Raw genomic sequence first — 10,530 nt, forward strand, 5'->3', positions numbered from 1 at the left:
GTATCATACGTATTAAAGGACATTTTTATTTTACTTTGATATTTGCACGATTATTTCGCTCACGCCACCAATTTCCTAGCAGGAGTAAAATAGGAGCAGCAATAAAGATAGAGGATGATGTTGCAATAATAATCCCAAAGACCATGGGTAATGCAAAATTATGAACAGCACTTCCACCCCATATCGCCATGGGAAGCATAGCAAGAATTGTTGTAGCTGATGTAAAAAAACAACGTACAAGAACCTGATTAATTGACAGATCAATCAGTTCGCGCAACGGCATTTTTTTATAAAGACGCATATTTTCGCGCATCCTATCATAGACGACAACTTTATCATTTATAGAATATCCAACAATTGTTAAGAGCGCAGCGATAGCCGTTAAATTAAAATCAAATTGAAATAAAGCAAAAAAGCCAATCATTTTGGTGGTGTCTAGAATGAGAGTGATAATTGCTCCAATGGCAAAGAACCACTCGAAGCGTAACCATATATAGAGAGACATGGCAATAGCCGCAAGAATAACAGCAGTAAAAGCAGCAGTGGCAAGCTCGCCTGAAATTTTGGGACCAACAACTTCTATTTGATCGAATGTGGTATCGGGATAGATATTTTGTACAGCTGTTTTGACCTTATCAATGGCGATGGTTTGTTGTGCTTCGCTACCGCTTTGTTTCTGCATGCGAATTAATACGGTATTTTCGTTATCAATATTTTGCAAGGTAACTTCACCAATATTAAGAGTAGAAAGCTTGGAACGCAGAGTTGCTAGATCTGCTGGTGCTTTCGTGGTAATACTCATTTGGCTTCCACCAATGAAATCAATTCCGAAATTCAATCCAGGCTTAAAAAAGAGAAAAACTGAAGCCATTGATAAAACAATTGAGACGCCAATACCAATGAAGCGTGCTTTCATAAAGTGGAAAGTTGTGTTTTGTGGCAGGATGTTGAAAGCAGAGTGAATATGCAATTTTTTAATTTTCCATTTACGAACGATCCAAATCATGATGATGCGTACAATGGTGATATTGGTAAACATGGAGATGATAATACCAAGCAACATTGTTACGGCAAAACCACGAACGGGACCGGTACCAAACCAAAATAGTAAGACAGTCGCTATAATTGCCGTAACATTTGCATCAACAATGGTTGCAAAAGCGTGTTTAAATCCACGATCTAGGGCTGCAAAAGCACCCACACCTTTTCGACTTTCTTCACGGATACGTTCATTGATGAGAATATTAGCATCAACGGCAATACCGATGCCTAAAATAATACCAGCAATACCAGGCAGCGTAAGCGTAGCTCCCAAAAGACTCAGTGCAGCAAATGTTAAAATCGTGTGTAGAGCTAGTGCTATATTGGCGATTAATCCCCAAATGCGGTAGAGAAGAAAAATAAAAATTGCAACAAGAATAAAGCCAATTATGCCGGTGTAAAGTCCCATTTGGATGGCATCAGCACCAAGATTTGGACCTACGGTTCTCTCTTCAATGACCGTGAGTGGTGCGGGGAGGGAACCAGCACGAAGCAGAGCAGCCAGAGTTGAGGCTTCTTTGGGGTCAAAGTTTCCTGTAATTTGACCTTGTCCATTGGGAATGACACTATTAATGGTCGGAGCGGTTAAAACCTTATTATCTAGAACAATAGCAAAAGGACGGTTAATATTTTGTCGTGTTATATCGGCAAATATTTTTGCACCAGCGGAATCTAGAGTAAATGAAATAATGGAACGTCCTGGTATTTGGGGGTCAAAACCTGCACGGGCATCTTTCAGGACATTTCCATCTAAAGCGATTTGATCATAAATTGCATAATGTTGTGTTGCATCAGTGTATCCAGGAAGAATAGAAACACCTATAGGGGGATTATTGGGATCCACATTAGAAGGAACAAGATGAAAACTCATCTTAGCGGTTGTTCCTAAAAGATCACGCAGTTGTTTTGGATCTTGTAGGCCAGGCAATTGGACCATAATACGATCATTTCCGACCTTTTGGATGGCTGGTTCTGAAACACCAACTTGATCTATACGGCGACGGATAATTTCTAAGCTTTGTTCAATAGCATTGCTTATACGGTCTTTTATACCAGCTTCCGTCAATGTGACGCGGAGAGTTTCATTTTGAGCACTGATCGTGATGTTATGTTCTGTTGTGCCAAAGCTACTGTGTATGGGGGTTATTAATGTTTTCAAAGCAGAGAGTGCTTTTTCAGTTTGCGATGGATCAGAAATAAGGGCAATAATGCTATCTTCAACGATACGCACACTTGAGGTGCGGATTTGTTTTTCACGCAATACATTGCGTACACTGCCTAAAACGATGTGTAACTGATCGCGTTTTAACGTTTTGCTATCAACCTCGAGCAGGAGAGAAGAGCCTCCTTGAAGGTCAAGACCAAGTGCTACACGGGTGTCGGGTAAGAGTTTCGAGTTTTTAACTTGTTCGTGTGAAAATAAATTGGGTAAGGCAACATAAATGCTGCTTAAAAGAATAAAACAATAAAGGGTAGTTAACCAACCAGGTGTACGCATGATATATTCCGCTAATAGGCAATCTAACAGTTATTTAAAGTTAAAAGCACAAGTAAAATAAGATGATCATTTTATAATTCAAGGAAGAGAATTAAGTGTGCTCATTGGGAGGAGCGCGTTTATTTGAGAAATATTGCGTTTTAACGCTACGAAATCGTGTACCAATAGCTGGAATCTTTATTAAAAAGAAATCCAATGTTAGGATTTTTTGAAAAGTTCTCATAAAAATAGATTCTGTATGGAGTGTTATAAGTTTTTTGTTTTCAATTGTGGTAACATCCAACTGATCACACTTATTGCGTAAATCAAATCTATTCGTTTTAATGATATTATTGGTGTGTGATTGTTTGATTAAATAAGCACGCGTTCCTAGGTTGCTCGTCAAGAATACACCTAAACTGGATAGAAAAATCCAAGTTGTCAAAGGAAGAAAATTTTCTTTTTTGCAATAGAGGTGCAAAAAACACATGCTAGAGTGCCTTCTTTAATCTTATTGAGTTCAGCTTATTTATATTATCCTTTTCTCTTATTATCAGTATTATAGGATAAGGGAAAGCTTTTATAAGATTATTCTACAAAAGTTGAAAATATCTTCTTTATACCATATTAAAGAGAGGGGGGATAAAATCCTTTTTGTGCGCATAAGGTAGATATGTATACATTTTGTAGAAAAAACATCCGCATAATTTTCCTTCTTTTGGGGATTATCTTTGTATTTCATTCTGGTGCATGGGGGAATAGGGGTGCACAAAATACAATTGTCGAACAAACAATTACTTCTTATTCAGTTGATGAAATTGTTCAACAACAACAGTTGATTATTGATACTCTTGAAGAAAATACTGAAACTTTAAAAAGAGATTTTGACAGAAAGCCAGAAAATGAGCGTGCTTTAGAAGAATTGCGGTTACGTGCACAAGATATCAGTGAACGTGCTATTGAGGCAGCATTTGTTTTGCGTCCTCCTCTTAATGAGATTAATACACTTCTTGATCAATTAACGGAGCTCCATCGTGACGTAAAAAAACTGAAAAGCTCAGTGACGGAATATTCTTACTTGATAGAGCAAAAAGCTAAAATTAACAGTATTATGCTTCGTTTTGAAGAGATTTTCTTAGCGGCAAATAGAATAGCTGAACTTTCTATTTCTCAATCTCGGGAGCTTTTTAAACGCACACTTACGTATAGGCTTGAGTTTTCTATTCCGATGGTTAAACAGCTCGCCCAAAAAACAAAAGAGGCTTCATCAGATTTTCTTTTATTGTTAGATTCTTGGTGGAATTCTATATTTCACTTCAAGTCTTTACAACTATTTCTTTGCTTTTTAATGCCACTTTTTATTACTTTGGGACTTTCGTATTTTTCTCGAAAAGTTCTTGTTCATGTGTATTGCCACTTTACCAAGTCTAATGAGGCAATATCTTATTTACAACGCTTATTGATCGCCTTTATTTCAGTTCTCTTACCTTCGCTTGTATGCACTCTTTGCGTTTATCTTGTGTTGTTTTTATTTCGTAGTTTTAACTTAGATCTAGGTAAGCTTACAATAGTTTTTGATATGATAGGTTGTCAAATTATTTTAGTATTTTTAATCAATCGCTTAGCGATTGTTCTTTTATCATCGAATATGCCCCATATGCGTCTTCTCAGTATTGCACCATCGTCTGCTTATCAATTAGTGATTTTACTCACTTCTTTAGGGGGTGTTTTGGCGTTTGACGCTGTTCTTGATAGTATTTATGAAATCATTTCAGCGCCTCTATCTTTGACAATTGCTAAAAGTTTTATTGCTGTTTTTCTTGTAGCGATATTGCTGTTTATAATATCATTTGTACCTTTGCGGTTTAGACGTAGGCGTCTTCAAGGAGAAAAAAAAGAGCCATACTTTTGGCCATTTTATATACGCATTCCTCTTATTGGCTTGGGATTACTGCTCTTTGTGTTGAATTTTTTAGGCTACGTTGGTCTTGCACGTTTTATTATGCAGCAAATTATGATTGATGGAGCATTTTTAGTTCTCATGTATTTAGGAATACGAAGCGCTCAAGCACTTGGAACTAAAGGACAATTTATGAAAACAACGGTTGCTCATCTTGTGATGCAGCGGTTTCATTTAGAAGAAAAAACGATGAATCAATTGGGAGTTTTTGTGAGCGTCTTTTTCAATTTATTTGTTGTTGTCTTTTGTGCAATGCCAATTGCTGTACAGTTTGGATTTTCCTATTCTGATTTGAAAGCAGTATTGTGGCAATTGGTTACCGGTTTTCAGATTGGAAATATTACTCTTTCTTTGATTTCTATTGTAACAGGAATTATTTCTTTTTGTATTTGCTGGTTTCTTATTCGCCGATTTATTGGTTGGTTAGATAGTGTGGTGTTGGTTCATGGAGAGTTCGATTCTGGTATCCGTAATTCTATCAAAACAGTGATAAGTTATGGCGGCGTTGTTGTGTCTGCTTTGACGGGATTGTCAATGGCAGGTTTGGATCTTAGAAATTTCGCTCTTATTGCTGGAGGACTTTCTCTTGGTATAGGTTTTGGTTTACAGAATATTGTCCAAAACTTTGTCTCTGGACTTATTATTTTAGTTGGAAGACCATTTAAAATAGGAGACTATATAGAATCTGGATCAGTCGCTGGTGTTGTTAAGCGTATTAATGTGCGTGCAACAGAACTTGAGACCATTCAGCGTAAGACGATTATTATTCCCAATTCAAGCCTTATTAATAACAACGTTAGTAATTGGACACGACGCAATAAAGTAGGACGAATTGATATACCAGTTACTGTATCATCTAAGGTTGCTCCAGAGCATGTTGCTGAAATTTTGTTGGAGATTGCTTTTGCAACAGAAGGCGTTTTAAAAAGTCCTACTCCGCAGGTGAGTTTTACAGCATTTGATCATAAGAGTTTCTCCTTTAATTTAGCTATTTATGTGCCTAATATTACTTCACCTTCTCATGTAACCAATGCTCTTCGATTTAGCTTATATAAGCGTTTTGCTGAGGAAGGAATCCTAGAATGCTAAAATATATTTATGCTTTGATTACAGTTATTCTGTTGAATCTTTTTACCATAACAGCTTTTGCTGCAACAGTGAAGAATACAGATTTAAAGATACAATCTCTCGTTGTTGTCGAAGGAAGTATACCTTCAAAAATTTCTTTAAATACTCATCAAATAATTACAATTTGTATGAAGGGATGTTTTATAACTTTTCCTAATAAAGACCGTTTTGCAATAAAGGCAGATGATAATATAGAAATCAGTAGGGGAAGAGCAATTTTTAAATAAAATAATTGAGAATTTTTGTTTGGAGAAAAAATTTAGAAGAATAATGATATTGTGCGTAATTAATAATCTCATCCTTTAGAAGATAGTAGAAAAAAGGTATGACTTTAGTATAAAATAGATATATTTTTATACTATGTGAAATTTACAGTATGTATTTTGCATGTAAGAATATTGTGGTATTTTAAATACAAAATGTTTTATACTTTCTCATTTTAAAAACATAATAGGTATTTTTATTAAATTTTTATTATTTTAAGTATTGATTATTATAATATTTTAAAATTTATTTGATAATATTAAATTTTGATGTAATGATATATTAGTATAGTGATAGATTTAAATGTAACTATAAAGGAGTACATGCGATTTTGCTGCATAAGATTTTATAAAACTTTGTTTTTCTAAATGTGATTTTTGATTATATTTAAATTTAGCAATGGGGTATAATTTTATGAATACAAAATTTATAACAGCGTCTGTTTTTTCTTTGATTTCGCCTTCTATAGTACAGGCTGCAGATGTGGTGGCTCATGAAGAGCCAGTACATGTTGCCTCAGAAGTTGTTGCTTCTTCACCTTTTTCTTGGGGAGGCATTTATTTCGGGGGGCAAGTTGGTGGCTTTTCAAGTAAAGTTTCTGCAATAACGCCTTATGTTGATATTCCTCTCTATCCTGATGAGGAGAGTAAAAGTAAATCATGGGTTCCGATCGAGAAACAGTATATGCCGGATCTTTCTGGATTTATAGGTGGTTTTTATGCGGGTGTTAATTTTGATCTCGGTAATAATTTTATTGTGGGGATTGATACGGATATGCTTTTAACGGAAAAAAAGGATACAAAAACAAGATTTCAGGCTGATGAATCGAGTGCTGGTGGAACCGGTACTGAAGGAACCGGCACTGAAGGAACCGGCACTGAAGGAACGGGTAGTGATACTGATGAACCAAGTACAGATGACAAGAGTCGAAAAAGGGCAAAGCTCGTCAGAAAACAGGATAGAGGTCTTTCTCGCTCTGTTGCAGAGGATAAAGAAGAGAAAAACAGTTTAACTTTTAATCATACGTTAAAACAAAAATGGACAGGTGCTACACGGGTGCGTGTTGGGTTTTCTGCGGGGCGTGTGATGCCTTATATTGCTGGTGGTGTTGCTTATGGACAGTTTCAAGATATTTTGTCGACAGTAATTACGGGAGGTGAGCCATTTAATAGGACATCGGATGTAACAAAAACGATGATTGGTTATACTCTCGGTGGTGGTGTTGATTTTGCAATGACAGATCATCTTGTTATGCGTGCGGAATATCGTTACTCAGATTTTGGTAAAAAGAAATTTAAAGACGAAATTGAAGTTAAGTATAAGACGAATGATTTTCGCGCAGGAATAGCTTACAAATTCTAGTGTTGTAGGATAAAAGAGCTTAAATTTAAGAGGTCCTATCTCTTTGATAGGGCCTTTATTTTTTATTAAACTGCCTTTTATATATAATCTTGGTACCAGATGAAAGTGCTCCAAGCGCAATTCAAAAGGTGATTCGAAGAGTAAGAACAGGTGATAGATTGTCTGTCTTATCTGTAAAAATCTATCTAAAGGCAAAAATGTTGACAGAGCTGGTTTATGGCTTATCAAAACTGCACCAGATCAAGGATGATGGTTTTTTAGGTTTGACCTCAATAAAAGACGACGAGAAATGGGATTAGGCTCTTGTAGCGATGTATCTTTAAAAGAAGCACGGTTCAAGGCTTCAGCTTGTCGTGATCTTTTTGTTCAATGACTTGACCCAATTTATCAAAAACAAAAAGAAAATTTGTGTCGGGCAGGGGGTAGTATTTCTTTACAAGAAATTGCTTCCAGTACTTTTGAAGCGAAAAAAATGAAGGAAAAGCAGCAAGGTGGTTAACATCCCTTGAGTTACATGTTTTTCCTAAACTTGTTGATATGTCAATCACTGAACTGACGCAAATTGATAAAAAGGATGAATTTTTCCTATTTGGAAGACAAAAAATGAAACAGCAAGTAAAGCTCTATACCGCTTGAATATAGCTATAAAACATGCGGCAGCACTTGGTATAGATGTGGATATGCAATTGGTAGCAAAAGCTTTATTAGAAAATTTTATTCAAAATACCCAAAATATTCCAGTAATGCCATGGAAAGAAATGCCTAAGTTTTTTCAATCTTAAAATGATGAGCTTGTATCAAATCTAGCTTTAAAACTTCTTATTTTGACGGGGGGTGTTCTATGCCAATCAGGCATATTCGGTCAGAAGAGATTTATGGATCAATATGGATTATTCCAAAAGAAAATACGAAGAGAATTGTTGGAGAGGTTTATGATTTTCATGCGCCGCTTACAGTTGAAGCGCTTGCTGTTATTGAAAAAGCAAAAATAGAAAAAAATGTTTTTTATTTGCTGGGAGTTCTGGAAAGCCTTTATTTGATGTAACACTTTCTAAATTTATGAAAGACAAAGGTTTTGATTATAAACTTCATGGTTTCAGATCGATTCTGCGGGACTGAATAGCAGAAACAATGTCAACACCATTTGACGATTACCAAAACTATTCTTGCGCATTCAGTTGGGAATTCAGTGACGAAGGCTTACATGCGGACGAATTTTTCAGAACAGCGCCGTGTCCTCTTGGAACAATGGGCGCTTTTTATCTCAGGAGAGGCTTGATAATATGTCTATTGTCGAGTCTGGTGTCTAAGAAACACTTAAGCGGTTAGCGGATAGATTACAATATAAGCTCTCTTTAAAAGCAGGGAGGGGATAAAGCTTTCAGTTTTTGGTTAGCTACTGTTTTAAATGCGCAAAGACATTGTTTATCGCATCCAAAAGAGTTCAATAATTTTAAATAAAATAAATGAGTTATTGCGATATGGGGGAAATTTATCATTATTGATTCCATTATGCTTTTTATAGCACTATCCCTCATTTTTTTGGAGCTTTTTTATTGCTTCTATAGCTAGCCTTTTGCGATCTGCGCTTTTTGTATAAAGAGATGCCATGTTGTCATCGGTCCAGCCAAAAATTGCTTTCAATTGTGATACTGTTGCACCAGCATTAGCTGCGCGTGTTGCGGCTAATTTTCTTAATCCATGCGCTGATTTTTTTATTCCCGCCGCATTACACGCTTCACGAAATAAGTTTCCAAAACTTTCTTTTACGAGTTTATTTCCGTTTTTTCCGCAAATGAATGTTTCATTTCCAATAGGACCAATTTTAAGGGTTTCTGCTAATTCAGGCAAAATGGGCAGAAAGACATCTGTTTGGAATTTGCTTTTCTCTGTCTTGAGATGAATGATATTATCTTTGACGTCTTTCCAGCCAATGCGTACCGCATCACCACGACGTAAACCCGTGTAAAGAAGGACATCAATCCAGACGCGTTCATGCGTTCCTAGAGCCCATTTTTTATAATATTTCTCAACATCTTCTTCTGTCCAAACAGCAAATCCATCTTTGTCTTTTCGTAGCTTTAGCAAGGCTGTGCCAATGAACGCTGTTAAAATACTGTTTAAGCAGCCATGCAAATGAACCTTCAACAAGTTTACCTACTTTAGGTTTTGGGGGGATGATGCCTTGTAACTCGGCAAGTGCGCTTTTATAGTTATCAACAAACTCTTGCGTTCCATAGGTGCCGCGTATTCTAATGCGTTTGCCATGACCAATACGTACATACCATACAATTTTTCCATGTTGAGTAATTTGTTTGACAAGATGAGGAGGGCGTGGTTTAGGCATAATCAATTTTACATCTTAGAGAGCGCGATTTCGTAATATTCATTCTTTGACAAATCTAAAAGTTTGTCTGGATGCGCTGCTGAATTTGGTAGTGGAATATCGGATTTGAGATAGATAAGCAGTTCACCGGTAGGTTTGATTTCTACGAGTTCACAACCTTGTTTTTTTGCTTCTCTTAAAGCGCGTGCAATGGCTGGTTGCGTTATAGCAGCTGGACGAGGCGCCATATCTTTTCTCCTTACATTGAGATGCAATTCACGTGTGGCGTGAATCACGCATTACTTGAAAGTTGTTAGGAAGGGTGGGGTGCTAGGAGGCATGTGAAGCACTCCAACTTTTAAAAATCTACAAGTTTATTTTTTAGATGTGCTTAATTTTATATTTCCAATCTTGTAATTGTGTAAGAGCCAAGGCTATTTTTCCTCTATGACACATACATACATTGGCTTCAAAACAGGTGATTGCAACGCGCTTTTTGTTTAAAAAAATTTGATATAATTTGTTTATTGCACAAGAATTATTCTTGAGAGTTGTATTTTGATAATCTTCAAAAAGGCGGTCATAATCTTGTTGTGTTTTCAAATTTCTTCGTTTTTCAGAAGCAATTCCAAGTTCAGGCATATGCATATATTCAATATCAATATTGCTTACAGCTTGCTCTAATTGTCTTTTTGAAAATCCGTGTTTTCTACTTATTGGATTTTTACGAACATCACATAAAGTTTTGATATTGTTTTCTATGAGACTCTTAAGATAATTCTCAAGGGACTTACCTTCATAGCCAATGGTAAAAAAAACAAAATTCCTCATCTTTAGCAGGCTGCATGATAATATGTTTGGTGTTACACACGTTTAATTTCCTTAGTAAATGGGCGGGGGTGCTTGTAGATATGCGGGGAACAAAACACCCCCATAGGTTTAAGCAGCTTTTGTTGAGAGTTGTTTTATCTC

Annotated in this window: 11 protein-coding genes and 1 pseudogene; 7 read left to right on the forward strand and 5 right to left on the reverse strand. The window is 36.2% G+C overall.

The features are described 5' to 3' along the window. Positions 1-25 precede the first annotated feature (25 nt). Together secD and ACFIKU_RS05435 are read right to left on the reverse strand one after the other, a co-directional pair. Positions 26-2,539: a protein translocase subunit SecD gene (secD, locus tag ACFIKU_RS05430; protein WP_375656902.1), complete on the reverse strand. Its 2,514-nt coding sequence runs from the start codon at positions 2,537-2,539 to the stop codon at positions 26-28. Positions 2,540-2,630: 91 nt separating this feature from the next. Beyond that, the gene (locus ACFIKU_RS05435) at positions 2,631-3,008 is read right to left on the reverse strand and encodes a hypothetical protein (protein WP_375642147.1); all 378 of its coding nucleotides are present in this window, start codon (positions 3,006-3,008) and stop codon (positions 2,631-2,633) included. Positions 3,009-3,191: 183 nt separating this feature from the next. On the opposite strand from ACFIKU_RS05435, the gene ACFIKU_RS05440 reads away from it, so the two are divergent. From ACFIKU_RS05440 to ACFIKU_RS05470, 7 genes are all read left to right on the forward strand, one after another. Then, a complete protein-coding gene (locus tag ACFIKU_RS05440; protein ID WP_375656903.1) occupies positions 3,192-5,567 on the forward strand; it encodes a mechanosensitive ion channel domain-containing protein in 2,376 nt (791 codons plus the stop codon). Then, the gene (locus ACFIKU_RS05445) at positions 5,561-5,833 is read left to right on the forward strand and encodes a hypothetical protein (RefSeq protein WP_375642145.1); all 273 of its coding nucleotides are present in this window, start codon (positions 5,561-5,563) and stop codon (positions 5,831-5,833) included. The genes ACFIKU_RS05440 and ACFIKU_RS05445 overlap by 7 nt, the downstream gene beginning before the upstream one ends. Positions 5,834-6,284: 451 nt before the next feature. Next, positions 6,285-7,232: an outer membrane protein gene (locus ACFIKU_RS05450; RefSeq protein WP_375642144.1), complete on the forward strand. Its 948-nt coding sequence runs from the start codon at positions 6,285-6,287 to the stop codon at positions 7,230-7,232. Between the two features lie 289 nt (positions 7,233-7,521). Continuing rightward, entirely contained in the window at positions 7,522-7,605 is an 84-nt protein-coding gene (locus ACFIKU_RS05455; RefSeq protein WP_375642194.1) for a hypothetical protein, read from the forward strand. Between the two features lie 259 nt (positions 7,606-7,864). Then, complete coding sequence (locus ACFIKU_RS05460) at positions 7,865-8,014, forward strand: hypothetical protein (protein WP_375642143.1); 150 nt, start codon at positions 7,865-7,867, stop codon at positions 8,012-8,014. Positions 8,015-8,073: 59 nt separating this feature from the next. Continuing rightward, the gene (locus ACFIKU_RS05465) at positions 8,074-8,277 is read left to right on the forward strand and encodes a hypothetical protein (protein WP_375656904.1); all 204 of its coding nucleotides are present in this window, start codon (positions 8,074-8,076) and stop codon (positions 8,275-8,277) included. A 99-nt stretch (positions 8,278-8,376) separates the two neighbouring features. Next, positions 8,377-8,511: a hypothetical protein gene (locus tag ACFIKU_RS05470; RefSeq protein ID WP_375656905.1), complete on the forward strand. Its 135-nt coding sequence runs from the start codon at positions 8,377-8,379 to the stop codon at positions 8,509-8,511. Positions 8,512-8,759: 248 nt separating this feature from the next. Here the strand turns inward: ACFIKU_RS05470 and ACFIKU_RS05475 are convergent. From ACFIKU_RS05475 to ACFIKU_RS05485, 3 genes and pseudogenes are all read right to left on the reverse strand, one after another. Beyond that, positions 8,760-9,579, reverse strand: a pseudogene (locus ACFIKU_RS05475) (tyrosine-type recombinase/integrase). 8 nt (positions 9,580-9,587) lie between these two features. Next, positions 9,588-9,806, reverse strand: a complete 219-nt coding sequence (locus tag ACFIKU_RS05480; RefSeq protein ID WP_375656906.1) for a hypothetical protein — start codon at positions 9,804-9,806, stop codon at positions 9,588-9,590. Positions 9,807-9,939: 133 nt separating this feature from the next. Then, positions 9,940-10,389, reverse strand: a complete 450-nt coding sequence (locus ACFIKU_RS05485; protein WP_375656907.1) for a DUF488 family protein — start codon at positions 10,387-10,389, stop codon at positions 9,940-9,942. Between the last annotated feature and the right edge of the window lie 141 nt (positions 10,390-10,530).

Origin of the sequence: Bartonella sp. CM120XJJH, assembly GCF_042194715.1 — a bacterium.
In the GTDB taxonomy this organism is placed as follows: domain Bacteria; phylum Pseudomonadota; class Alphaproteobacteria; order Rhizobiales; family Rhizobiaceae; genus Bartonella.

What these genes read in the sequence shown, in the direction of transcription:
- secD (WP_375656902.1), bottom strand. Translation starts at nt 2,539, where the DNA reads ATGCGTACACCTGGTTGGTTAACTACCCTTTATTGTTTTATTCTTTTA.
- ACFIKU_RS05435 (WP_375642147.1), bottom strand. Translation starts at nt 3,008, where the DNA reads ATGTGTTTTTTGCACCTCTATTGCAAAAAAGAAAATTTTCTTCCTTTG.
- ACFIKU_RS05440 (WP_375656903.1), top strand. Translation starts at nt 3,192, where the DNA reads ATGTATACATTTTGTAGAAAAAACATCCGCATAATTTTCCTTCTTTTG.
- ACFIKU_RS05445 (WP_375642145.1), top strand. Translation starts at nt 5,561, where the DNA reads ATGCTAAAATATATTTATGCTTTGATTACAGTTATTCTGTTGAATCTT.
- ACFIKU_RS05450 (WP_375642144.1), top strand. Translation starts at nt 6,285, where the DNA reads ATGAATACAAAATTTATAACAGCGTCTGTTTTTTCTTTGATTTCGCCT.
- ACFIKU_RS05455 (WP_375642194.1), top strand. Translation starts at nt 7,522, where the DNA reads ATGGGATTAGGCTCTTGTAGCGATGTATCTTTAAAAGAAGCACGGTTC.
- ACFIKU_RS05465 (WP_375656904.1), top strand. Translation starts at nt 8,074, where the DNA reads ATGCCAATCAGGCATATTCGGTCAGAAGAGATTTATGGATCAATATGG.
- ACFIKU_RS05480 (WP_375656906.1), bottom strand. Translation starts at nt 9,806, where the DNA reads ATGGCGCCTCGTCCAGCTGCTATAACGCAACCAGCCATTGCACGCGCT.
- ACFIKU_RS05485 (WP_375656907.1), bottom strand. Translation starts at nt 10,389, where the DNA reads ATGAGGAATTTTGTTTTTTTTACCATTGGCTATGAAGGTAAGTCCCTT.